Raw genomic sequence first — 23,553 nt, forward strand, 5'->3', positions numbered from 1 at the left:
AACAACATGAAAAATATAAAACTTTTATCAGTTTGCGCTTTAACAGCAACTGGTATCCTGGTGGCTTCGTGCAAGAAGTATCTTGAACAACCAGCATTAGGTAAATTAAGTGGTGCACAGGTATTTACTTCATCGGGCCTTGACGGGCTTCTGATAGGCGCTTACTCTGCCCTTGACGGTGGCGGCGGCGACGGCGGTGCATTAGGTGGCGGTTCTGCATGGGAATCTGCCGGTAGTAACTGGGTGTATGGTAGCGTTGCCGGTGGCGATGCGCACAAAGGCTCTGACGGTACCGACCAGCAATCTATCAACGCCATTGCGCAATGGACAGTTGATGCCAGCAACGGTTTCTTAAACACCAAATGGAAAGCAGTATACGAAGGTATCACTCGTTGCAACAGCGTACTTAGCGGTTTAAATACCGTATCAGGTATTTCTGATGCCGATAAAAAGAACCTGGGCGGCCAGGCACACTTCCTGCGCGGGCACTACTACTTCGAGTTGAAAAAGATGTTCAACAATGTACCTTACATTGATGAGAACACTACAGACTTTATTGTAGCTAACGATCAGGACATTTGGCCAAAAATTGAGGCTGATTTTAAATTTGCATACGATAACCTGCCGGGCCAACAAGGCCAAATTGGCCGTGTAAACAAATGGGCTGCCGCTGCATACCTGGCAAAATCATATGTTTACCAAAAGAAATGGACTGATGCTGATGCATTGTTCACTACAATTATTGCATCGGGTACAAACTCTGGTGGCGTAGCTTACGGTTTAACTGATAACTACGAAGACAACTTTAACGCTGCTACCAAAAACAACAAGGAGACTGTGTTTGCTGTACAACAGGCTGCTAACGATGGTACAAACACCATCAGCGAGGCTAACAACGGCGATATGCTTAACTTCCCTTACAACAGCCCTTTCCGTTGCTGCGGTTTCTTCCAGCCATCAATGGACCTGGCTAACTCTTTCCGTACAGATGCATTAGGCTTACCTTATGTAAACGATTACAACTCGCATCCGTTAAAAACCGACCAGGGTGTTGATGGTGTATCATCTGGCAACAGCTTTACACCTGATGCAGGCAACGTTGACCCACGTTTAGACTGGACAGTTGGCCGCCGCGGTATTCCGTTCCTTGACTGGGGTTTACATCCGGGTAAAGACTGGATTCGTGAGCAAAGCTACGCCGGCCCTTATTCTCCTAAAAAGAATACTTACTTCCAGGCTACTCAAGGTACTTACTCAGATCAGCACTCTTGGGCTCCGGGTACTGCTAACCAGATCAATATTATCCGCTTTGCTGATGTGTTATTGTTAGCTGCTGAAACTAAAGCGCAATTAGGCCAGTTAGATGCTGCTCAAACTTTGGTTAACCGCGTGCGTGCAAGGGCTGCAAACCCTGCAGGTTTCGTGTACACCTACAAAAGCAACTCCGACCCAATGGGTGGTTACACAACTACTAAAGCTGCAAACTACGTAGTGGCAACCTGGCCGGCAGGCACTTTTACAGTTTTGGGTAAAGACGGCGCTTTAAAAGCAATCTACTTCGAGCGTAAAATTGAGATGGGTATGGAAGGTCAAAGGTTCTTTGATATCTCACGTTGGGGTATAGCGCAGCAGGCATTAGCTGCTTACTATACTTTCGATGGCGGTTTTATTACCGACATCAAAGGCTCGAGCTGGACTCCGAACAAAAACGAGTACTTCCCGATACCTCAGCCTCAAAGAGATATCATGAGCGATGGTACTACATCTAAACTTAAACAAAACCAAGGCTACAATTAATCAGTAGTGTTTTGAAGCATAAAGAGGGGGGAGGCGAAAGTCTCGCCCCTTTTTTTGTTTGGGACCAATGGGTATAAAAAAATGGAATTTCAGTAATACAAATGTTAAGTACGGGCGAGCGCGCTTGTTGCACTCGGGTAAATGTTTTAATATTGATGGCCGATACGCCCGGTACTGCTATAAACCGGCAGAGTGGCTCGTCAATAAACCTATATTAGCCTTTAATATGAAATCTCTTAAAGTATTACTTGCTGTAGCATTTTGTTTTGCCGTTGCGGGCTGCGTTAAAAAGCCCAAAATACCTATGATGAAAGATGCCGACGTGCTACACGAGAACCTTGACCATTTAACGCAGGTAATTATATATGATGTTTTTACCCCACCGGTAGCCAGCCGTATCTATGGCTACACATCGCTTGCTGCCTACGAGGCCATGCGCCATGCGGATCCAAAATACGCTTCTATAACAGCACAGCTCAGAGGGTTTAAAGCAATGCCCGAGCCCGAAAAAGGGAAGCTGTATAACTTTACATTGGCAGCTACCAAAGCCTTTTTCACGGTGGCGCATAAGGTTACTTTCTCGATAGATACCCTGAAGAAATATGAAGATAAGGTGTTTGCCATGTACCAGGATAATTTGGATACGGCTACCTTTTCGCGCTCTATGGCTTTTGGCGATAGCATTGGCAAGGTTATGCTGGTCCGTGCCGCAAAAGATAATTACCCGCAAACTCGCGGCAAGCCCCGCTTTTTGGGCAGCCAGGAAAATGGCAAATGGCGCCCAACAGCTCCCGACTACCTCGATGGGGTGGAATTTTGCTGGGGTACCATGCACACATTCGCCATAGATACATCAACCCAGTTTAAACTGCCGCCGCCGCCGCCCTTTAGCGAAGACCGCACCAGCGAATATTTCAGGCAAAACGTAGAAGTTTACGAGCAAAGCAAAAACCTAACCGATGAGCAGATAAAAATAGCCCGCTTTTGGGACGATAACCCATTTGTGATACAGCACAACGGGCACATGATGTTTGTAAACAAAAAGATAACGCCGGGTGGCCATTGGATAGGTATAACCGCCATTGCCTGCAAAAAAACAAATGCCGATGCTGTGAAAACAGCCCAGGCTTATGCGTTAACATCTATCGCTTTGTTTGATGCCTTTATTGCCGGCTGGCAGGTAAAGTACGATACCAAATACATACGCCCTGTAACGGTAATAAACGATAAGATAGACCAAAAATGGCTGCCCATGTTGCAAACCCCGCCCTTCCCCGAATACCCGAGCGGGCATAGCGACATCAGCGCAGCGTCGGCGGTTATGCTTACCCATTTGTTTGGCGATAACTTTGAGTACGACGATACCAGCGACCTGCGCTACATAGGCATGCAACGGCACTTTAAATCGTTCATGCAAGCATCTGACGAAACCTCGATAAGTCGTTTTTATGGCGGTATACATTACCGCAACAGTGTAAACGCGGGCGCAGCCCAGGGTAAAGAAATTGGCGAGTACATTTGGAATAAACTGAAACTGCAAAAGTAAGGCAGGTATGATTAATTGCGATGTACGAAAGTGTACGTAGTGGTGTCCGATATCGTACACCTTTCTGAATAGAAATGCCTTTTTTATAGCGCCAACACAGTTTTTGCAGGTGGCATTGGGTTTGATTCATTGATATCGAACCTATTAACTCACACCTGTTATGATCAAAAACCTTTTCAAAACGGCATGGCGCAATGTATACCGCCAACGCTCGTACACGCTTATCAACATCCTGGGGCTGGGCGCCGGTATCGCCGTATGCCTGGTAATTTTTGTGCTGATACAGTTCCACACCAGTTTCGACGATTATCATAGCAAGAAAGACAGGATATACCGCCTGCTGACTGAATATCATCACGCCGATTCGAAAGAGATATTTTATGGCAAAGGCGTATCGTGGGCGGTGCCGCAATTTTTGAAGCAATACGTACCCGATGTAGAGGAGGTGGCCCCGCTTTACAATGCCCGGCAACAGCAAATGCAGGTATTGAATGCCGAAGGGCAGGTGGTAAAGAAGTTTAAAGAGGCTAAAGGCGTATTTGCCACAACACCCGCCTTGTTCCGCATATTTGATATCCCGATGCTGCAAGGCAGCCCTTCGGCATTGAAAGACCCTAACGTGGTTTTGCTGAGCCGGGCCACTGCCGAACGTTACTTTGGCGACTGGCATAAAGCCATAGGGCGGGCTATAAAATGGAATAACCAAACCACCCTGCAGGTTGCTGGCATTATAGAAGATGCACCCGTTAATACCGATTTGGATCTGCAGGTGGTTATGTCGCTCGGTACCGGCTGGACCGAACGTATGGTGAAAGAGCACGACTGGAACGGCACTATGGGTAGCTTTGGTTGCTATGTGCTGGTGCCGCCGGGCATGACGGGCGAATACCTTACCGCCCGCGCCCGCGAAATGCTGAAAAAGAACCACGAACCCGGCAATAACGATAGCGAAGTGGCCCAGGCCTTAAGCGCTATACATTACGATACCAAAGCCGGCGATTTTTCGGATAAGAATATTAGTGCCGATATGATTCGGATGTTGTGGATGATTGCCTTGTTTATTTTGGTTATAGCTTGTGTGAACTTTGTAAACCTTGCCACCGCGCAAAGCGTTAACCGCGCCAAAGAAGTGGGTATACGTAAAGTGTTGGGAGGCAATCGGGGGCAGCTGCAAATGCAATTTTTGGCCGAGACAATGGTAATTGTGCTGATGGCGGTGCTGCTTGCCATAGGGCTTAGTTTGCTGGCCATACCTATGGTAGGCAAAATTATGGAGTTACCATTGACCGCGGGGATGCTGCTGCAATGGCAGGTAGCGGTATTCCTTGTCGCGCTCATAATAGGGGTGGCTCTTGTTGCCGGGTTTTACCCCTCGTTGGTGCTTTCGGGTTTTAACCCTATTACTGCGCTGAAGAGCCGGTTGGCATTCAAGTCGCCGAAGGGTGTATCGTTGAGGCATGCGCTGGTGGTGTTTCAGTTCATTATAGCGCAGGCACTTATCATCTGCACCATTATTATTGTGAGGCAGATGGATTACTTTACACACCAAAGTATGGGCTTTGCCAAGGATGCTATTGTGAATGTGCCTTTCCCCGGCGATAGTGCAGGCATTAGTAAACTGGACTATCTGAAGCAACGCCTTGCCGCTATAAAAGGTGTAGAGCAAACCAGCCTTAACAGCAGCAGGCCTGCGGATGATGATGAGGACTGGACCAGTTTTATATTCGAGAACTCGCCCAAGCGAGTAGATTTTTATTCGATCATAAAGATGGTGGACGAAAACTATGCGCCCCTGTATCAACTCAAATTTGCCGCGGGGCGTAACCTGGCCCCATCAGATACCATCCGCGAGTTTTTAGTTAACGAAGCCCTCGTTGCCAAACTGGGAATTAGTAAACCCGAAGATGCCCTAAACAAACAGATAGCGTTTAATGATAAGATTAAGGGCAGGATAGTAGGAGTGCTGAAGAATTATCATAACCGCTCGTTCAAGGTTGATTATGCGCCGCTTTTGCTATCATCAAACAAAAACCAATATTCGCTGGCCAGTATACAATTGGCTGGCCCGAGTGTAGGTGCTTCTTTGCCTGCTGTAGAGAAAATATGGAACGAGGTATACCCCGAATTTGTATTTGAATACCAGTTTGTGGACGAGCAGCTGGCTAATTTTTACAAGCAGGAAAACCAGCTGTCGCAGATATACCAATGCTTTGCTGCGGTTGCCATTTTGCTGAGCTGTTTAGGGCTGTATGGCTTGGCATCGTTTATGGCGGTGCAGCGCATTAAAGAGGTGGGCATCCGCAAGGTGCTGGGTGCATCGGTTAGTGGGATCGTTTACCTGTTCAGCAAGGAGTTTGTTGCGCTTATTGTTATCGGCTTTGCCATAGCCTCGCCGCTTACCTGGTATTTTATGAATAAATGGCTGCAGGATTACACCTTTAAGATAACCATACAGTGGCAAATATTTGCTGCTGCAGGCGCATTGGCAGTTTGCATTGCATTGGCAACGGTAAGTTTCCAGCTCGTAAAAGCCGCTTTGGTGAACCCGGTGAAGAGCCTTAGAAGCGAATAGTTGATTTATATAGTACTTTGTATTGCATAATACCATGTAATGTTTATATTTGTTCATAATTTAAAAAAGGTGAATATGAATAAGAATAAAACATTGCAATTAGCCTTGGCGGGGCTGGTGTTTATGGTGCTGATAAGTGCCTGCAAACATCGTAACACCACTATTATCAGCACTAACGATAACGGGAACACCAAGCGGATAGAATATTCGGGGCAAGTGGTGTTTAGTAAAGACCATACCGGGATAGATTTTATATCCGATGGCGGTTATGTGAAATTCGAGCGCATGGGTAAAACCATTGCTGCCGAAAATGATGGTAAAGGCAAAGTGGTTTATGTTTACGATGGCGGGCACGGCAGCACCACACTTGATGCCGATGGTAAACAATTTTTAGCCGAGGCAGTGCAGGAGATAAGCAAAGCACAGGCGAAGCTTAACCGTTGATGATAATGATTTTGAGATTTCGCTGATGCCTTTTTTTGCCACTATGTCATTGCGAGGAGCGGCGTGAGGCTATGTGGTGGGGCGACGTGGCAATCTCGTAGTTATGCATTGCCGCTATGCGTAACTACGAGGTTGCTTCGCTATCGCTCGCAATGACATAGTTTTTAAATGGCATACGAATTTACTTCACCACATCCATGGTATGGCTCAACTGTTCTACGCCGCCTTGCCAGCCCAGGTGGCCGGGGATAATGTATTTGGCGTGCCCGTAGTATTTGATCACGTTCTCGATAGCTAACGGCCAGTTTTTTATGTTGGCATCGCCAACAAAACCCTCGCTATCGGTATCGAGGCTTTTTACAAGGCATCCGCCAACAAGCACCAAATCGTTAGGGAACCACACTACAATATTATCCTTAGTGTGGCCTTCGCCGGGGTAATAGGTTTTGAGCGTTATACCTCCAACCGTAAACGAGGTATCGCGCGCGAAAGTAAATTCGGGCAGTTTATTCTTTTCTTTTTTGGCGAGTTTGTATGTTAGGGTACTGGCGTAGGTTTTGGTGCCGGCTTTCTTCAATACATCGAAACCTATCACCTTATCATCATGAAAATGCGTGGCTATACAAAGCACTATCTTTTTGCCGAAGTTTTTGGCTACGCTATCTATCAGTTGTTGTGTTTGCCCTTCGCCCCAGGGCGTGTCTATTAAAATAACGCCGGCATCGGTAACCGCCATCAGGCTATTAGAAGGGTATGGGTCGCTATCCTTATCAGGGTATCCGTGCGAAGTAACCACGTAATAGTTTTTAACCAGCGGGGTAATAGAGATAGGGGGCAATGGTTTCTGCTGGGCGAAAGCTGCACCAGCTAACAGCATTAAGCAAATGCTGAACAATGCAATTCGTCTCATTTTCAAATCGTCCAACATTACAAATTTTCCAATTCGGCCACGGTGATCTTATCCAGTCCGCTTACCACCACATCTGCTTGGTTCAATAATTCGGGTGAGCCTATGCCTACGGCTTTCATGCCTCCGTTTTTGGCGGCTTGCACCCCTGCTACCGCATCTTCAAATACCACGCAGTCGGCAGGCGCTACGCCTAAGTCCTCGGCACCTTTTAGAAAAACTTCCGGGTCGGGTTTGGCTTTGCTTACGCTGTTGCCATCAACCACCGCATCAAACAACGTCGCCAGTTGCAGTTTTGCCAAAATAAGCGGCGTATTTTTACTTGCTGAGCCAATGGCCGTTTTTAATCCCGCATTGCGGCAGCTTTGTACAAATTCCTGCGCGCCGTTAAGTATCTCGTCGGGTGTCATCTGGTTTATCATTTCTACATACCAGTTGTTTTTGCGGGTAGCCAGTTCCTCTTTTTCTTCTTCGGTTTTGCCGGTGATGTTACCCCAGCCCAACACCAGCTCCAGCGAAGCCATGCGGCTAACGCCTTTAAGTTGTTCGTTTTGGTGCTCGGTAAAGTCGAAGCCCATCTCGTTGGCGAGGCGTTTCCAGGCTTTATAATGATAGACGGCGGTATCAACCAATACACCATCCAAATCGAATATGCAGGCTTTTATTTTACTCATGGTGCTAAGTTAGTTACCTGCTTGTTAATAATCGTTATAAATAATTATCAACAGTATTTGGATTAATTATAAATAAACCTCACATTTGTATTGTAAATAATGGTAACTACTACACAAACAAAAGAGCTTTCTACCTGGACCAACGTGTTCAGTACCGCAAAAGGCGCTATCTATCAGAGCGATGAAGAGCGTTGCTGGTATGTAGATTTTGCAGGGAAGGTTGCTAAGTTTGATTACCGTTGCCTGCTGAAACTCAAAAAAGCAGTTTACCATGTTGACATTGAAGACCGCCTGCTGAACAGCGGCAAATCTCCCGATGTCGAGATCATCTTTATCTGCGCTTGCGACCATACCTATGTGCTAAGCCTGTTGCAGATCATCGCCCTTAAAGAAATACTGGAAGGGACCTTCGTGATGTTCGAGTTGAACCACATTATACAGGATACCTTGTACCGCCTGCCATACTAAATAATTTAGACTTATTCCGTATTGTTAATATTTTCTTTACAGCTTATTTATAGCGGTATGTTTGTATAGCGAAATAAATCGGCACACTTGTTGCACCTTTTTATTAGCTCTAAAATAATAACAAACATGAAAGATCTAATCCGTATCAAAAGCCTGATCTCTGCCGAAGTAGAGGCGCTTTTAAATCAGCAGGTAAAAAAAGAGGCTTACTCTTCATCAGTATATTTAGCTATGGCTTCATGGTGTAACCGTAACGGCTACGATTTTTCTTCTGAATACTTCTTTAAACAAGCTGAAGAAGAAAGAATGCACCAATTAAAGTTCTACAAATATATTTTAGATATGGGCGGTAACGCCATCTCTCCGGAAGTAACCGGCATTAAGCAAGAGTACAACTCTTTCCGCGAAGTGTTCGAAGAAGCTTTGGATCAGGAGATCAGCGTAACCCAATCTATCAAAAATATATACGCACGTTGCTTAAAAGAGCAGGATTTTGTTACCAACGAATTCCTGAACTGGTTCTTGAAAGAACAGCGCGAAGAAGAGTACAAAGCACGCCGTGCGTTGGAACTGTTCGAAGTAATCGGCGAAGAAGGCACCGGCAGATGGCAGATAGACAAGCACGTTGGCGGCATAAAATACGACAGCGAAGCATAAGCTTTAGCTTGCACCATAATATTGTTAAAGCCCTTTCCGGATTGGAGAGGGTTTTTTTATTGGTATCCGCCCAGTCGCCCAGTCAAGCGTCCACGCTTGACTGTATATGTTTTGGAGCGTCCACGCTCCCGTTTTAAGTTTAGAAAGTAAGCGTGGACGCTTACAAAAGTTAGTGTTCAAGCGTGGACGCTTGAACCGGCAAAGGTTTTAGTCTTCAAGCAACTTCAATACCTCTTTAGGCGAATATTCTTTCAGCCAGGTGTTGCCCGGGGATATGGTGCAAACGGGAGCGTAGTCGCAGCGGTCGGTACATTCTATCCGGAATACTTCGATATCGTCTTTGGCGTGTTTAGCAAATTTATGGGCAAGTTTGTACATATCCTTCCCGCCGCGCTTGGCGCATTTGCTGCCGGTGCATATAAATAAAACCTTATCGGGTACGGTAAACTTGCCCATCTCAACCTCCTTTGATCATATTAAATTAACATGCAAATAACGTGTTTATTTTTTATTTATACTTTTAGGGTATTATACTCGCAAAGTAAATTAACAGTAATATGAAAGGCTTCGAGATCATCTCTATCCCCGTAACCAACCAGCAGGCAGCCAAAGAGTTTTATTTAAAAATGGGCTTTAAACTAATTGTTGAAGCACCCTACGAAGGCGGCGCCAACTGGATACAACTGGGCATCCCCGGTTCCGAAACTTCCATTACGTTGGTGAACTGGTTCCCGCAAATGCCGGCCGGCAGTGTACGCGGCCTGGTCATAAAATGCGATGACCTGGATAAGGATATTGAAGAAATGGCCACCCGCGGCATTGTGGTAAAACCAGCCGATAAAACCCCATGGGGCCGCTTTGCATCGGTAGTAGATCCGGATGGGAATGTGTTGAGTTTGCATGGCCGATAGGTTAGCGGGCTATTTAACCACAAAGGACACAAAGGATTTGCTTGTTCATTAGCGCAAAGAACGCAGAGGATTTGCGGCTTTAGTATTATTTCACGCAAAGACGCAAAGAAAAAAACATAACTTATTAGAGCGTTTGTTTCTAAGTCATCAAGCAAAAAACTTTGCGTCTTAGCGTCTTTGCGTGAGAATTATAACCACAATATAGGCTCTGTGCTTCTTTGCGTTTTTTCTTTGCGCACTTTGCGGTAAAAAAATACCTATTCATTATTTTAGCCCATGCTCAAACGATACCTTTTCCTTTCCCTATTATTCCTCGCCCTCGCCTGTAATAACGATAAAAAAGATACCAATTCCGAATACATTTACCGCGTAGTAGGCGTAAAAGATGGCGATACTATGGTGCTGCTTTCGCCCGATAATATACAAACCACTGTACGCCTTGCCGAGGTAGATTGCCCCGAAAAGAGCCAGGCATTCGGGCAGGCGGCAAAGCAATATACCTCCGACTTGTGCTTTAACAAAAAAGTAAAACTCATAGGCACCCAGCAAGACCGCTATGGCCGCACCGTTGGGCAGATAGAGCTGGCCGATGGTACCAACGTGAACTATGCTTTGGTAAAAAATGGCTACGCATGGCAATACCGCGCCTATTCAAAAAGCATGGAGCTTGCCGAACTGGAATTAAAGGCTCGCCAAAACCGTTTAGGATTATGGCAGGACGCCAACCCAACACCGCCCTGGGATTTCCGCAAAGAAGCCAAAACCCAGCGCACACAAAATAAGGCTGCCAAACCGTCGAAAGCCAAGAAGCCTAAGAGGCATTATCGCCGCAAAAAGGAGAAGTATGGGGATGAGGTAGGGGTGTAAAAACTTCCGTCATGCTGATTATTTCAGCACCCCACACGGCAGGTAGCCCGCATGCTAAGTGGAAATGCATAGTGGCTTGTATGATGGGGTGTTGAAACGAGTTCAACATGACGTTTGGGTTGGGTTTTCGCCCGCATTTCCCTATCTTGCTACACCATTCCTGCCGCCGATGAAAATTTTCAAAGCCATCTTATCTGTAGCCTTTACCGCCGCTTTAATATGGAGATTGCAAACGCCAGTTTCCATATTACAAATACCACCGCTGGGCAAATTCCTTAACCCGGCTACGGGATTCTGGCAAAATGCCGAAAGCAAAAATGTTGACGCCGCTAAAGAGTTGAAGTTAAAAGGCTTGCGGGGCAAAGTAACCGTGCAGTTCGACGAGAACCGAATCCCGCACATCTTCGCCGAAAACGACCACGACTTGTACTATGCACAAGGTTACATCACCGCGCAGGACCGTCTCTGGCAAATGGACATACAAACCCGCAGCGCATCGGGCAGGCTATCAGAAGTAGTAGGCGAGAAGGCCTTGGAGGTTGACCGTTACCACCGCCGCATGGGCATGGTTTATGGTGCCGAAAATACGCTAAAGGCCATGATGAAAGACCCTATCATGCGTGTAGTGATAAACGCCTACACAGATGGCGTTAACGCTTACATCCATGGACTGAGCAAACGCAATTATCCCATCGAATACAAACTGCTTGATTATGCGCCCGAGGAATGGAAACCCATCAACAGCGCCTTCCTGCTGAAATTGATGTCGGAAACCCTGGCTGGCGGCACCAACGAACTGGCCATGACCAATGTGCTCAATCGTTTCGGTGCGAAGGTGACGAACGAATTGTTTCCCGATTACCCTATGCACGAGAGCCCAATCATCCCTGTTGGCACCAAATGGGATTTTAAACCGCTGCCTATCCCGGCACCGCCTGCCGCCTTTAAGGCGCAAACCATGGCGGGTATCAAGCTGAAAGATAGGGTAGAAGGTATCGGCAGTAATAACTGGGCCATTAGCGGCAGCAAAACCGCTTCGGGCTACCCCATTTTAGCGAACGACCCGCATTTAAACCTTACCTTTCCATCGATATGGTACGAAATGCAACTATCCGCCCCCGGCGTAAATGTTTACGGCGTATCGTTACCCGGTGCACCCTGCATTGTTATCGGCTATAACCAAAAAATAAGCTGGGGCGTAACCAATGTAGATGCCGATATTTTAGATTGGTACCAGGTAAAGTTTAAGGACGATACCCGCAAGGAGTATTGGTATAACAACCAATGGAACAAAGTAACCTACCGTGTAGAAAAGATAGCAGTAAAAGGCCAGCCTGATGTTATTGACACGGTAAGTTACACCCGCTTTGGCCCCGTGGTTTATGATAATGCCAAACAGGCCGGCAAACGCGATAATATCCCCGTGGGCAATGCCTTACGCTGGATAGCACACGACGAAAGCAACGAGTTTAAAACCTTTTACCTGCTCAACCGCGGCAGCAACTATACCGATTACCGAGAAGCGCTTAAATACTTCAGCGCACCGGCGCAAAACTTTGTATTTGCCTCGGCCGATAATGATATCGCTATTACGCCAAACGGTAAGCTGCCACTGAAATATAAAAACCAGGGCAAATTCATCATGGATGGCAGCGACCCCGCTAACGATTGGCACGGCTTTATCCCTAACGAGCAAAACCCTACGGTTAAGAACCCGCCGCGTGGTTTTGTAAGCTCGGCTAATCAAAGCTCTACCGACCCAACATACCCGTATTACATTAACTGGCAGTTTGCGCCTTACGAGCGCGGCAAACGCATAAACGACCGCCTCGGCGCTATGCAGAAGGCCACAGCGGATAGTATGCGCATATTGCAAACTGATACCTACAGCATCCGCGCACAAGATATCTTGCCAACCATGCTGCAATACCTGGACGCCAGCAAACTGGATGAAACACAGAAAACGGCGCTAAACATCCTCAAAAAATGGGATAAGTTTTTAGCCGCTGATTCGGAAGGGGCATCCATTTTTGCCAACTGGTGGAGCAACTTTTACGAGGCCACCTGGCGGGATAGCTTTGCCGATAAAAAGATGCCCATGCAGTTCCCCTCGATGGACAGGACAGAGGAATTGCTGCTGAAAGAGCCTAACTCGGTTTGGTTCGATGATAAAAAAACGCCGATGAAAGAAAGCGCTGCCGACGTATTGAGCCAAACCTTTAACGCCACGGTAACCAATCTGATTAAAGAACATGGCAAACCCGGCAATTGGCAATGGGGTAAAGTGAAGCCTTTTGAAGTGAGCCATGTGGCCAATATCCCCGGCTTTGGTTCGGGTAATTTTGCCACGGGTGGTGCAGGTTCAACAGTGAATGCTTTGATAGACGGGCACGGCCCATCGTGGCGTATGGTGGTGCAGCTTGGCCCCAAAGTGCAGGGTTATGGCATATTGCCCGGCGGGCAAAGCGGCAACCCCGGCAGCTTTTATTACGATGATATGCTGCAAACCTGGAAGGACGGCAAGTTGAACCAATTGTTGTATCTACAATCGCCAAGCGAGAAATCTGCCCGAATTAAAACCACCTTAACCCTAAGTAAATAAACCTATGTTATTAGCATTGATACTTTTACTCTCGTTCATTAGCGGTTACATATTGCCCTGGTGGGCGGCTTGCATATTTGCATTTGGCGCAGCATTGCTGTTAGGCACCACAAGCAGGCAGGCATTTTGGTCGGGCTTTGCGGGTTTGGGTTTGGCCTGGCTGGCATTGGCCCTGCTCAAAAGTTTTCCTAACGAACATATACTGGCAACACGTGTTGCGCATTTGTTTCAACTACCGCATTGGACTTTGATATTGTTGGTTACGGTTTTAATTGGCGGTTTGGTAGGCGGGATGTCTGCCATGTCGGGATTGTTGGTGAAGAAGGTGTTTGAGAAGGAGGGGAAGTGAGATGTTGATGCTATTTTTTTAACCACAGAGTGCGCAGAGTTTTACGCAGAGAGGCACAGAGCTTGTCGCGTGGTTAGTTTGGCACGCAAAGACGCTAAGACGCAAAGAGAAATAAGCTTGGTGACGCCGTAAACTATTTAGCTGTTGCAATATCTTTCATTTGAAGCCACATAAGAAAACTTTGCGCCTTCGCGTCTTTGCGTGAAATAATGCCGCCTAATATTCTCTATCGCCGGTTTGCAAAACTCTTTGTGGCCTTTGCGTTTTTAGCTCTGTGCACTCTGTGGTAAAATTAATAATCAACACTTTTAATAGCTACAAATAAAAAACGCCCAAAGCTCTCACCCGGGCGTTTCCTTTTTTGATTATCGTTGCTTATTCAAACGAGTTTAACGCTTCTTTCAATTCTGCAATGGCAGGTTCGGTGCTGGTTGCACGCTCGAATATTTGTGCCGAGCTTACGCCTTCGCCATAGAAATCGGCATTGAGGGTTTTGTTGATGGCCAGGTTAGAGCCGTTTACGCTGATGCCCGCAAACAAACCTTTGCTGCGCGAGTAAGAGTAAATTTCGGCTTCCAGTTTATGGTCGGTACTGGCAGTAGAGCTGCGGCCAACGGGGCCTGCTGCCGCAGATATATCGCCACCGATGGTGAAATCGCCATTCTTTACCTTGGTCAACACGCCCTTGTTTTTAAATATCAATACCATATCTACAGATTGTACGCCTATTTGCAGGCCAAAGCTGCCACCTGTCATGGTTATAAAAACAGGGTCGCTCCATTTGCCGTTAGCCAATTTAACCATACCTAAGCCCTGGCCGCGTTTACCGCCAATGCCAAAGCCCGCGTTTATCAGTTTCGGGATGATCACAATACCTTCGTACTCTTTAAGCAATTCGCTCGGGATGCTTTCTTTCATCTTGCTAAAATCTTTCAGCACGTTAGTGGCCTGGTGTACTTTTTCGAGGCCTTTTTCGGTAGAGATGGTAGTGGCCGATGCCAGTATAAAAAATGCGCTTAGTAAAAGCGGTAACCTTAAAAATTTAACGAATTTCATGGTTGGGGTTTCTGAGTAAATGTATAATTGTTGTTTTTGTAATTAACTCCTAAAAGCCGTATTTGTTACATCTGCCGGCAGCCAAATTAACCGGCGTGTGTCAAATCTGTATATGTGAAATGAGCAGTTTGATAAAAATCTGCACATTTGCACATCTGAAATCTGCACATCTATGATACGGCCGGGCAAAGAAAACATATTCAGCATAAAAAGCAAAGCAGAATTTGAAGCAGCAGCTTTACAGGTATTCAGGCACCAGGCAAGCGAATGTGCCGTTTACAAAACTTTCTTAGAAGGGCTGAAGGTTGATGCCGGTTTAGTTTTTGAAGTAGCACAGATACCCTTTATGCCGGTAGAGTTCTTCAAAGCGCATAAAGTGGTGACCGGTGATGCCGAAGCCGAGGTAGTGTTTACCAGTTCGGGCACTACGGGCATGATAACCAGCAGCCATACCGTTACCGATGTAAGCTGGTATACCCAAAGCTTCGGTAAGGCATTCGAGTTGTTCTATGGCGATATAAAGAATTATACTGTGCTGGCCTTACTGCCCGCCTACCTGGAGCGTGAGGGCTCTTCACTCATTTATATGGCGCAGGATATGATAACCGAGTCGGCAAATGCGGATAGCGGTTTCTTTCTGTATAACCATCAGGAGCTCTTTAATATCCTGCAAAAGCAAAAAGCTAACGGTAAGCCCACTTTGCTGATAGGTGTAACCTTTGCTTTGCTCGACTTTGTGGAGAGTTATCAAATCAATTTTCCTGAACTAATCGTAATGGAAACGGGTGGCATGAAGGGCCGCCGTAAAGAAATGATACGCGAGGAATTACACGCCACCCTTTGTGCAGGCTTTGGTGTTGATGCCATTCATTCCGAATATGGGATGACAGAGCTGCTCTCGCAGGCCTATTCAAAAGGAGAGGGCATATTCAACTGCCCGCCCTGGATGCAAATCATCACCCGCGACACCAACGACCCACTAAGCCTTTTAAGTACCGATAAAACCGGCGGCATAAACATTATCGACCTGGCTAACATCAACTCCTGCTCGTTCATCGCCACACAGGATCTGGGTAAGGTGTATGCAGATGGCAGCTTTGAAATTTTAGGCCGATTTGATAATTCTGACATCCGCGGCTGTAACTTATTGATAGCTTAATCTGTCAATAAGGCTGTAGAAAACGTAATAGAAATTTGACATTGATGTACCCGTAGAAAGTGATACTTTACGGTTTATTTGTACCTAAGCTTTGAAACCTTATTCTCCCGTGTATAAAAAAACTATTGTTTTAGTGGCCTTACTTTTGGTTGCCTTTCTAAAACAAGCACATAGCCAGCAATTTTATGTTTCCACAAGTTTTTTTGACCTGAAGCGTGTAACCCTTTCGGCGGGCAACATTAACATAGAAGATGTTGGAGGTTGCGGTAATGGCAGCTATTTTTCGGTTGCGGTATCGGGTAACACCCTTTATTACAATACCGGGTTTGGTACTTTATACAAGTCCACCATTGTTGATGGTAGCCCACCTACTATCAGCGGTTGTACCATTGTAACTGATAATGTTGTGGGCAATTCGCTCACGGTTGATAAGAACGGCGTGGTATACTACGCAATCGGAACAGGTTTGTTTTCCGTACAGCCAGGTTCAACTACCGCAGTTGCAATTGGTACTATGCCATTTTCTTCGGCCGGCGATTTACTCTTTTATAAAGATGAGCTTTATATGGCTGCCGATAACGCCCAGGGAATAGTTAAGGTGAATATAACCAACCCCGCATTAACTACATCTTTTATTCCCATTGATACATATATTATGGGGTTTACAACGGTATCGGTGAACGGAGTGTTAAAAGTGTATGCCTTTGCAAGCTATGGGTCCGACCAAACCGAGATGGTTGAACTGGATATGGAGAACCGGCGGGTAAAAGGCTCTGCCGGCATTTTGCCTTTTGTTGTATACGATGCAGGAAGCAACGCAGAAGCCGGGGTTGTACCCGAAATAAAGTTAAAGGAAGTTAAAGTAAACCGCGACTGTGATGCCCTTAACAAGGGCGGAGCAGAGATCATATGCGAGCCGCACGCCAGTGCCTACACTTTTACTTTAAACACCGGGCAAACTAACACCAACGGTGTTTTTACCGACCTTTCGGCCGGCAATTACCATTATATCATCACATCAACAGGTGGCGAAGCGCCTTTTCAAGAAGATTTCGTAATACCCGACTATAGCTTAACTAACCCTGTTGTATCATTTGCAGCCAGGAACCCCATTTGCGATGTGCCCGGCGAGATCACACTGAATACTGCCACCGCGAATACAACTTACGCTATTAGGTATAATAACGCAGCTTATGAATTTGGGCGCCCCATTACAGGGCTGGCGGCCGGGGTATACCACTTTCAAATAGTGGACAAGAATGGGTGTTTAATAGACGAAAAAGATTACACCCTGCGACAGGACGTTTGCCCGCCCATAGAAATTACCGACGTAACGCTGCTGCAGGAATGTATTAATTACAAGAATGCTATTGTAACGGTGCAAACAAAACCCCACCCCGATACCTACACCTATTCGTTTAACGGGGTTACCGGACTAAGTAATTCGTTTAGTAATGTGGCTCCGGGCACTTACACGCTGGTTGTAACCTCATCCGGCGGCGACCGCAAAGAGCGGCAGGTCTACGTGCCCGACATGAGCGTAGTGAACAAGCCCTCGCTGCGATATACCGTCAAAAATGCCATATGTACAGCACTTGGGCAAATTACCTTTGCGGCTTTTGGCGATATTAAAGGTGCCGCCAAAATAAAGCATGGTACAGATGTAACCCCGCTTACGCAAACCATAACAGGCCTGGTGCCGGGCAGCAATCATTTTACCGTACTAAGCGCGCAGGATTGTATACTGGACGAGTTGGACATAACCATAGGGCAGGACGATTGCAACATGGTGGCCTTCCCTAATACATTTACGCCTAATGGCGATGGCGTGAACGATATCTTCAGGCCAAACCAAAGCAGTAATGCTGTAGGGATAGAGTATTTTATTTACAACCGTAACGGGCAACAGTTTTTTCATTCGCGCAGGCTGAACGATGGTTGGGATGGTACCTATGGGGGTAAGCAGGCTGATGCGGGGGTATATTATTTAGTGGTTAAGTATACCATGCCCGATGGTGTTAGCTACCTCAATAATACCTCGGTAACTTTGCTGAGGTAATTATACCGGCCTTAAAACGTATATTTACAAAGGCATAAATATTGTTATTTTTGCCGCCGATCCTAATTTCAATAACATGATAGAGAAATTTTTAAAGGAAGAACAAGACCCCAAAGCCATTGAGCGTGTATACGGCCGTTTGGTAGACCTGCTTACGAGCGCCGAGGAGATACTTTATATAGCGGTGCAAAAGAAACCGATAGTGAACCTTTTCCCGGATTGTATAGCCATCACCAACAAACGCATATTGTTTTTTACCCCCGCAAACCTGGGGCTATCCATCAAATTTGTTGATTTTGTTTGGAAAGATATTGTGGACGTTTACACCCGCGAAGAGATCATTGGCGCTATATTCAGTGTAAAAACTACCAACGGTGCCGAAATGGGTGTTGATTACCTACCTAAAGTACAGGCCCGCAAACTTTACCAATACGCGCAGGAACGCAAAGAGGCTGAGCGCGAAGCACGCCGCCAGCGCGATCTGGAGGAAAAACGTGCCGAATCGGGGTCGATGCAGATAGGGCACGCCCACGAGGTAGCTTTTCAGCCAACTGCCCCGGTAGTGCAGCCATCGTTTTCAGCACCTGCTCCGGCACCAACGCCTGTTGCGCCGCCACCTGCACCCGCTCCTGCACCGGTTGCCCAGGAAGAACCCAAGAAAGACGAACTGGCCGAGAAGCTGAAGCGCCTGAAAATGCTTTTCGAGAATGGTTTGATATCGCAGGAAGAATATAATGCCAAGAAACTGGATTTGCTGAGCGACTTTTAAACAGCAAGTCTGATACAACAAGAAAGGGGCCTGAACAATTTGTTCAGGCCCCTTTTATTATGGCTCGCAGCCTTATTCAGCAATAATTAAAAAATAATTCCTTTTGCCTTTTTGTACCACTAAGTATTTGTTATTGATGAGGTTGGCTGCATTGTAAACATCATCAGGTGTGCCAACTTTTTCTTTGTTGATAGCTGTACCGCCACCTGCTATCATTTTCTTTGCTTCGCCTTTTGAAGGGAATATAGCAGTTTTAGTTGCCAGTAGATCGGTTACCGGTATGCCGGCTTCCAATTCGGCTTTGCTTATCGTAAAATTTGGTACACCACTGAAGATGGCCAGTACTTCGGCATCTGTAAGTTCACCTAAAAATTCGATGCCTGTGCTGCCGAACAAAAACTCAGTCGACTTGATAGCTTTTAAAAAGCCTGCTTCACCGTGCACGCGCAGGGTGATATCTTTTGCCAATGCTTTTTGTATAACACGCAGGTGAGGGGCAGCATCGTGTTCTACTATCATCGCTTCGATTGTTTCCTGGTCGAACAGCGTGAATATTTTGATGTAGCTTTTAGCATCCTCGTCGGTCGTGTTCAGCCAAAACTGGTAGAACTGGTATGGCGATGTTTTTTCGGCATCCAGCCAAATGTTGCCACCCTCAGATTTCCCGAATTTTGTACCATCGGCTTTTTTGATCAGTTGCGTAGTTAATGCAAATGCTTCCCCGCGGCCTTTGCGGCGGATAAGCTCGGTACCGGTCACAATGTTACCCCATTGGTCCGATCCGCCCATTTGCAGGGTGCAATTGCGGTTTTGCCACAGGTAGTAAAAATCATATCCCTGCACCAACTGGTACGAAAACTCGGTGAACGACATGCCCGTTTCGCCTTCCAAACGTTTCTTTACCGAATCTTTGGCCATCATGTAATTCACGGTGATGTGCTTGCCTACGTCGCGGATGAAGTTGAGGAAGTCGAAGCCTTTGAACCAGTCGTAGTTATTTACCATTTCGGCGCTGTTTTCGGCACCGCTTTTAAAATCAAGGAATATCTCTAATTGCTTCTTTACGCTATCAAGGTTGTGTTGCAGTATCTCTTCGGTAAGCAGGTTACGCTCTGCTGATTTACCCGATGGGTCGCCCACCATACCTGTGGCGCCGCCAACCAGTGCAAAAGGCTTGTGGCCCGCGCGTTGGAAATGTATCAGCGTCATGATCTGGGTAAGGTGGCCCACATGCAACGAATCGGCAGTTGGGTCGAACCCGATATAGCCGGATGCCATGCCTTTATTCAGTAATTCCTCGGTTCCGGGCATTATATCATGCAGCATGCCGCGCCAGCGTAGTTCTTCTACAAAATTCATGTTGTGTATGTGTTTCAAGTACAGCCGGCTGCTGCCGGCGGAGGGCAAAGATAGTAGTTTATCCTTTGCGCGTAAACCATTTACAGGCTTTTTGGCTATGTAAACACAGGGTGATATTGCCATTACATCTGTGTTAAGGCTTTTTTATGTGGCAAATTTTTTGTTTCTTGCTGAGAACGCTACGTTTTTAACCCCCGCTTATGAATTTTTTGTCGCACTATTACTTTGATCGGGATACTACAAACTGCTACTTTACCCTTGGTACCGTACTGCCCGACCTGCTGAAGAATGCCGACAAAACCATTGTTCTGCATCCGGAAAAATTAACGCATAACGATGACCGGGTAAACTCCATCATAGATGGCTGGAACAAGCATTTATTGGTAGATAAGTATTTTCACACATCGGAGTTCTTCCTGAAACACTCGCATGCCCTCAAAAACTTGCTTACGCCTGCCATAGCAGGCTCGCCCGTAAAGCCATTCTTTTTAGGGCATATTGCGATAGAGCTTATACTTGATAACCTCCTCATTACTACCGGTAAAATTGAAGTAGACGATTTCTACGCCCATTTGGATAGCTGCGATATTGAAGTGATCAACGAGTTTTTGGCCTTCGCCGGCATGAAGAACCCAGCCATCTTCGGCAAGTTTTACGATAGCTTTAAGCAAAGCCGCTACCTGGCCACCTATGTTAACCTGGGGCAGGTAACGTACGCCCTAAAACGCATTTGCATGCGCGTATGGCGCGACCCATTTACGCCGCAGCATGAGGAAGCGATGAGTGAGGTGATATTAAATTACCGGCTTGGTTTAATAGATAGCTTTATGAGTATTTATGAAGAGATAGGGGAGAAGCTTTAATTAAAACGAGTTCCCCGCGTTAGCGATAGTAGCGGAAAGCCCGGAATGAAGTGCTGCTTCTATCGGCAGCGCGGAATGAGGACTTGCAGCGGATAGCGCGGGCCGCAGGCAACGCCATAACAAATATCAATTATGTGGTTGATATGGCATCGTTTATAAAAAATCACTAACAATTCTTTATAATCCGCCCAATCTCATCTTCAGATCTATAAAAAAACATCAAAAACCGCCTAAAAATCAATATTTAACATAAATTTTATTTTTATCTATAAAAATTATATCCGTACCTTTGCAGTCCCAATTAAGTGTTGGGAAAAAGGAGTAAAATTTATTAATGGCAAAAAAACAAGAAGCAGAAAAAGAATTAAAAGCTAAAGAAGCTGAGCTGGGTACAGCAAAGGCCTCTGTAGAAAAAGAAACCATTGAATCAGAAGCTGATTCATTTTCGATCGAAGAGATCAAATCAAAAATCGCAGTAGCCCCTCTGGAGGATTTTGACTGGGATGCAGATGACAAAAAATTTGGTAACTACAGCGATAGCGACCGCGAGAAATTCGAGAAACTTTATGATGGCACTTTCAGCTCTATCACTAAAGGCGAGATTATCTCTGGTACAGTTGTAAATATCAACAACAAAGATGTTGTATTAAACATCGGGTTCAAATCTGATGGTTTGGTATCGGTTTCTGAATTCCGTGATACACCTGATCTGAAGATCGGTGATGTAGTGGAAGTGTTTGTTGAGTCGCAGGAAGATGCTAACGGCCAGTTGGTTCTTTCGCGCAAACGTGCTAAAACTCAAAAATCATGGGAGCGTATTAATTCGGCTCTGGACAATGATGAGATCATCACCGGTTTTGTAAAAAGCCGTACTAAAGGTGGTTTAATTGTTGATATTATGGGCGTTGAAGCCTTTTTACCAGGTTCGCAGATCGACATCAAACCTATTAGGGATTACGATGTGTACGTTGGTAAAACAATGGAATTTAAAGTTGTTAAGATAAACCACGAGTTTAAAAACGTTGTGGTATCGCACAAAGTGCTTATCGAAGACGATTTGGAAAACCAAAAAACCGAAATTGTTGCTAAGCTTGAAAAAGGCCAGGTATTGGAAGGTACCGTTAAAAACATCACCGACTTTGGTGTGTTTATCGACCTTGGTGGCGTTGACGGCTTATTGCACATCACCGATATATCTTGGGGCCGCATAGAGCACCCACGCGAAGTATTGGCTTTAGACCAAAAGATCAACGTTGTTGTGCTTGACTTTGATGACGAGAAAAAACGTATCGCTTTAGGTTTAAAACAACTTACCCCGCATCCTTGGCAGTCGCTTGATAGCGAACTGGTTATAGGTTCGAAAGTAAAGGGTAAAATTGTTACCGTTGCTGATTACGGCGCGTTCTTAGAGATCATCCCGGGTGTTGAAGGTTTGATTCACGTTTCAGAAATGTCGTGGTCGCAAAACCTGCGCAACCCTCAGGAGTTCCTGAAAGTTGGCGACGAAGTTGAAGCTCAGGTATTAACTCTTGACCGCGATGAGCGCAAAATGAGCCTGGGTATTAAACAACTTACCCCAGATCCTTGGCAAAATGCAGGTGCTAAATACGCTGTTGGTACACAACACGTAGCTACAGTTAAAAACATGACCAACTTTGGCGTGTTTGTTGAACTGGAAGACGGCATCGACGGTTTGATCCACATCTCTGACTTATCATGGTCTAAAAAAGTAAACCACCCTAACGAATTTACTAAGGTTGGCGAAAAACTGAACGTGGTAGTATTAGAGTTGGATACCGATAACCGCAAACTGAGCTTAGGCCACAAACAGTTAGAAGAAAACCCTTGGGATACTTTTGAAACTATCTTCACTATCGATTCGATACACGAAGGTACTGTGTTGAAAGTAACTGATAAAGGTGCTATCGTAGCTTTACCTTACGGTGTTGAAGGCTTTGCGCCAACCAAACACCTGGTTAAAGAAGACGGTAAATCTGTTAAAGCTGACGAAACAGCTGAGTTCAAGATCATCGAATTCAACAAAGAGAACAAACGTATTGTTATTTCACACTCACGTATATGGGAAGAAGCCCGTGCTGATGCTCGTGTACAAGAGTTCGAAAACCGTAAAAAAGAAGCAAAATCTGCTAACAACGCGGTGAAGAAAGTGAAAGAATCGGTTGAAAAATCAACTTTAGGCGACCTTAGCGTATTAGCTCAGTTAAAAGAGCAAATGGAAGGTGCAGAAAGCAAAGCTGCTAAAAAAGCCGCTCCTGCTAAAAAAGCCGAAGAAGCTGCTTCTGAAACCGAAGAAACCGAAGAAGTTTAACCTCTCTGAAAGTTTAAAATATGAAGCCCTCCTGAGCAATCGGGAGGGCTTTTCGTTTTTGGTGGGGATTTCACCGATGGGTTTTGGTTCCACCGATTAGATTGGAATGTAGAGATGCAATATTTTGAGTGAACACGAATTGCACTAATTAAATCGAATTTCACG

General features: G+C 45.8%; 20 protein-coding genes. 15 read left to right on the forward strand and 5 right to left on the reverse strand.

From position 1 onward, the window contains the following. The first annotated feature begins 6 nt into the window (after positions 1–6). From BC343_RS15350 to BC343_RS15365, 4 genes are all read left to right on the forward strand, one after another. A complete protein-coding gene (locus tag BC343_RS15350) occupies positions 7–1,797 on the forward strand; it encodes a RagB/SusD family nutrient uptake outer membrane protein (RefSeq protein ID WP_078348691.1) in 1,791 nt (596 codons plus the stop codon). A 226-nt stretch (positions 1,798–2,023) separates the two neighbouring features. Then, positions 2,024–3,343 (forward strand): vanadium-dependent haloperoxidase, encoded by a 1,320-nt coding sequence (locus BC343_RS15355; RefSeq protein WP_078348723.1) that lies wholly within the window; start codon positions 2,024–2,026, stop codon positions 3,341–3,343. A 160-nt stretch (positions 3,344–3,503) separates the two neighbouring features. Beyond that, on the forward strand, positions 3,504–5,915 hold the full coding sequence (locus BC343_RS15360; protein ID WP_078348692.1) for an ABC transporter permease: 2,412 nt from the start codon (positions 3,504–3,506) through the stop codon (positions 5,913–5,915). Between the two features lie 75 nt (positions 5,916–5,990). Continuing rightward, positions 5,991–6,359, forward strand: a complete 369-nt coding sequence (locus tag BC343_RS15365; protein ID WP_143822207.1) for a hypothetical protein — start codon at positions 5,991–5,993, stop codon at positions 6,357–6,359. 181 nt (positions 6,360–6,540) lie between these two features. On the opposite strand, the gene bla is transcribed toward BC343_RS15365, so the two are convergent. Together bla and pgmB are read right to left on the reverse strand one after the other, a co-directional pair. Beyond that, the gene (gene bla, locus BC343_RS15370; RefSeq protein ID WP_162276879.1) at positions 6,541–7,269 is read right to left on the reverse strand and encodes a subclass B1 metallo-beta-lactamase; all 729 of its coding nucleotides are present in this window, start codon (positions 7,267–7,269) and stop codon (positions 6,541–6,543) included. A gap of 17 nt (positions 7,270–7,286) precedes the next feature. Beyond that, positions 7,287–7,940: a beta-phosphoglucomutase gene (pgmB, locus tag BC343_RS15375; protein WP_078348695.1), complete on the reverse strand. Its 654-nt coding sequence runs from the start codon at positions 7,938–7,940 to the stop codon at positions 7,287–7,289. 99 nt (positions 7,941–8,039) lie between these two features. On the opposite strand from pgmB, the gene BC343_RS15380 reads away from it, so the two are divergent. Next, positions 8,040–8,408, forward strand: a complete 369-nt coding sequence (locus tag BC343_RS15380; protein ID WP_078348696.1) for a hypothetical protein — start codon at positions 8,040–8,042, stop codon at positions 8,406–8,408. Between the two features lie 126 nt (positions 8,409–8,534). Next, complete coding sequence (locus BC343_RS15385; protein WP_078348697.1) at positions 8,535–9,065, forward strand: ferritin; 531 nt, start codon at positions 8,535–8,537, stop codon at positions 9,063–9,065. 207 nt (positions 9,066–9,272) lie between these two features. On the opposite strand, the gene BC343_RS15390 is transcribed toward BC343_RS15385, so the two are convergent. Further along, positions 9,273–9,521, reverse strand: a complete 249-nt coding sequence (locus BC343_RS15390) for a (2Fe-2S) ferredoxin domain-containing protein (protein WP_078348698.1) — start codon at positions 9,519–9,521, stop codon at positions 9,273–9,275. Positions 9,522–9,622: 101 nt separating this feature from the next. Between BC343_RS15390 and BC343_RS15395 the strand changes: the two genes are divergently transcribed. The 4 genes from BC343_RS15395 (at position 9,623) to BC343_RS15410 (ending at position 13,794) form a co-directional block, all read left to right on the forward strand. Beyond that, the gene (locus BC343_RS15395) at positions 9,623–9,976 is read left to right on the forward strand and encodes a VOC family protein (RefSeq protein WP_078348699.1); all 354 of its coding nucleotides are present in this window, start codon (positions 9,623–9,625) and stop codon (positions 9,974–9,976) included. 276 nt (positions 9,977–10,252) lie between these two features. Next, positions 10,253–10,843, forward strand: coding sequence for a thermonuclease family protein (locus BC343_RS15400; RefSeq protein WP_078348700.1), 591 nt, complete (start codon positions 10,253–10,255; stop codon positions 10,841–10,843). 169 nt (positions 10,844–11,012) lie between these two features. Next, the gene (locus BC343_RS15405) at positions 11,013–13,445 is read left to right on the forward strand and encodes a penicillin acylase family protein (RefSeq protein WP_078348701.1); all 2,433 of its coding nucleotides are present in this window, start codon (positions 11,013–11,015) and stop codon (positions 13,443–13,445) included. A gap of 4 nt (positions 13,446–13,449) precedes the next feature. Then, positions 13,450–13,794, forward strand: coding sequence for a hypothetical protein (locus tag BC343_RS15410; RefSeq protein ID WP_078348702.1), 345 nt, complete (start codon positions 13,450–13,452; stop codon positions 13,792–13,794). Between the two features lie 375 nt (positions 13,795–14,169). Here BC343_RS15410 and BC343_RS15415 read toward each other — a convergent pair whose 3' ends face one another. Beyond that, the gene (locus tag BC343_RS15415) at positions 14,170–14,850 is read right to left on the reverse strand and encodes a lipid-binding SYLF domain-containing protein (RefSeq protein WP_078348703.1); all 681 of its coding nucleotides are present in this window, start codon (positions 14,848–14,850) and stop codon (positions 14,170–14,172) included. Between the two features lie 172 nt (positions 14,851–15,022). Here BC343_RS15415 and BC343_RS15420 point away from each other — a divergent pair, with 172 nt between their 5' ends. The 3 genes from BC343_RS15420 (at position 15,023) to BC343_RS15430 (ending at position 18,837) form a co-directional block, all read left to right on the forward strand. Then, the gene (locus BC343_RS15420) at positions 15,023–16,009 is read left to right on the forward strand and encodes a LuxE/PaaK family acyltransferase (RefSeq protein ID WP_078348704.1); all 987 of its coding nucleotides are present in this window, start codon (positions 15,023–15,025) and stop codon (positions 16,007–16,009) included. Between the two features lie 91 nt (positions 16,010–16,100). Further along, on the forward strand, positions 16,101–18,068 hold the full coding sequence (locus BC343_RS15425; RefSeq protein ID WP_143822208.1) for a T9SS type B sorting domain-containing protein: 1,968 nt from the start codon (positions 16,101–16,103) through the stop codon (positions 18,066–18,068). A gap of 76 nt (positions 18,069–18,144) precedes the next feature. After that, complete coding sequence (locus tag BC343_RS15430) at positions 18,145–18,837, forward strand: PH domain-containing protein (RefSeq protein ID WP_078348706.1); 693 nt, start codon at positions 18,145–18,147, stop codon at positions 18,835–18,837. 72 nt (positions 18,838–18,909) lie between these two features. Here BC343_RS15430 and tyrS read toward each other — a convergent pair whose 3' ends face one another. Further along, positions 18,910–20,196, reverse strand: a complete 1,287-nt coding sequence (tyrS, locus tag BC343_RS15435; RefSeq protein ID WP_078348724.1) for a tyrosine--tRNA ligase — start codon at positions 20,194–20,196, stop codon at positions 18,910–18,912. A 200-nt stretch (positions 20,197–20,396) separates the two neighbouring features. Between tyrS and BC343_RS15440 the strand changes: the two genes are divergently transcribed. After that, on the forward strand, positions 20,397–21,059 hold the full coding sequence (locus tag BC343_RS15440; RefSeq protein ID WP_078348707.1) for a hypothetical protein: 663 nt from the start codon (positions 20,397–20,399) through the stop codon (positions 21,057–21,059). Positions 21,060–21,393: 334 nt separating this feature from the next. Next, positions 21,394–23,388, forward strand: a complete 1,995-nt coding sequence (gene rpsA / locus BC343_RS15445; protein ID WP_078348708.1) for a 30S ribosomal protein S1 — start codon at positions 21,394–21,396, stop codon at positions 23,386–23,388. Positions 23,389–23,553: the final 165 nt, after the last annotated feature.

It is taken from the genome of Mucilaginibacter pedocola, from assembly GCF_002013915.1.
GTDB classification, from domain to species: Bacteria; Bacteroidota; Bacteroidia; order Sphingobacteriales; family Sphingobacteriaceae; genus Mucilaginibacter; species Mucilaginibacter pedocola.

Bases quoted from the DNA above. Each gene is read 5' to 3' on its own strand.
- BC343_RS15350 (WP_078348691.1), top strand. From the start codon at position 7: ATGAAAAATATAAAACTTTTATCAGTTTGCGCTTTAACAGCAACTGGT.
- BC343_RS15355 (WP_078348723.1), top strand. From the start codon at position 2,024: ATGAAATCTCTTAAAGTATTACTTGCTGTAGCATTTTGTTTTGCCGTT.
- BC343_RS15360 (WP_078348692.1), top strand. From the start codon at position 3,504: ATGATCAAAAACCTTTTCAAAACGGCATGGCGCAATGTATACCGCCAA.
- BC343_RS15365 (WP_143822207.1), top strand. From the start codon at position 5,991: ATGAATAAGAATAAAACATTGCAATTAGCCTTGGCGGGGCTGGTGTTT.
- bla (WP_162276879.1), bottom strand. From the start codon at position 7,269: ATGAGACGAATTGCATTGTTCAGCATTTGCTTAATGCTGTTAGCTGGT.
- pgmB (WP_078348695.1), bottom strand. From the start codon at position 7,940: ATGAGTAAAATAAAAGCCTGCATATTCGATTTGGATGGTGTATTGGTT.
- BC343_RS15380 (WP_078348696.1), top strand. From the start codon at position 8,040: ATGGTAACTACTACACAAACAAAAGAGCTTTCTACCTGGACCAACGTG.
- BC343_RS15385 (WP_078348697.1), top strand. From the start codon at position 8,535: ATGAAAGATCTAATCCGTATCAAAAGCCTGATCTCTGCCGAAGTAGAG.
- BC343_RS15390 (WP_078348698.1), bottom strand. From the start codon at position 9,521: ATGGGCAAGTTTACCGTACCCGATAAGGTTTTATTTATATGCACCGGC.
- BC343_RS15395 (WP_078348699.1), top strand. From the start codon at position 9,623: ATGAAAGGCTTCGAGATCATCTCTATCCCCGTAACCAACCAGCAGGCA.
- BC343_RS15400 (WP_078348700.1), top strand. From the start codon at position 10,253: ATGCTCAAACGATACCTTTTCCTTTCCCTATTATTCCTCGCCCTCGCC.
- BC343_RS15405 (WP_078348701.1), top strand. From the start codon at position 11,013: ATGAAAATTTTCAAAGCCATCTTATCTGTAGCCTTTACCGCCGCTTTA.
- BC343_RS15410 (WP_078348702.1), top strand. From the start codon at position 13,450: ATGTTATTAGCATTGATACTTTTACTCTCGTTCATTAGCGGTTACATA.
- BC343_RS15415 (WP_078348703.1), bottom strand. From the start codon at position 14,850: ATGAAATTCGTTAAATTTTTAAGGTTACCGCTTTTACTAAGCGCATTT.
- BC343_RS15420 (WP_078348704.1), top strand. From the start codon at position 15,023: ATGATACGGCCGGGCAAAGAAAACATATTCAGCATAAAAAGCAAAGCA.
- BC343_RS15430 (WP_078348706.1), top strand. From the start codon at position 18,145: ATGATAGAGAAATTTTTAAAGGAAGAACAAGACCCCAAAGCCATTGAG.
- tyrS (WP_078348724.1), bottom strand. From the start codon at position 20,196: ATGAATTTTGTAGAAGAACTACGCTGGCGCGGCATGCTGCATGATATA.
- BC343_RS15440 (WP_078348707.1), top strand. From the start codon at position 20,397: ATGAATTTTTTGTCGCACTATTACTTTGATCGGGATACTACAAACTGC.
- rpsA (WP_078348708.1), top strand. From the start codon at position 21,394: ATGGCAAAAAAACAAGAAGCAGAAAAAGAATTAAAAGCTAAAGAAGCT.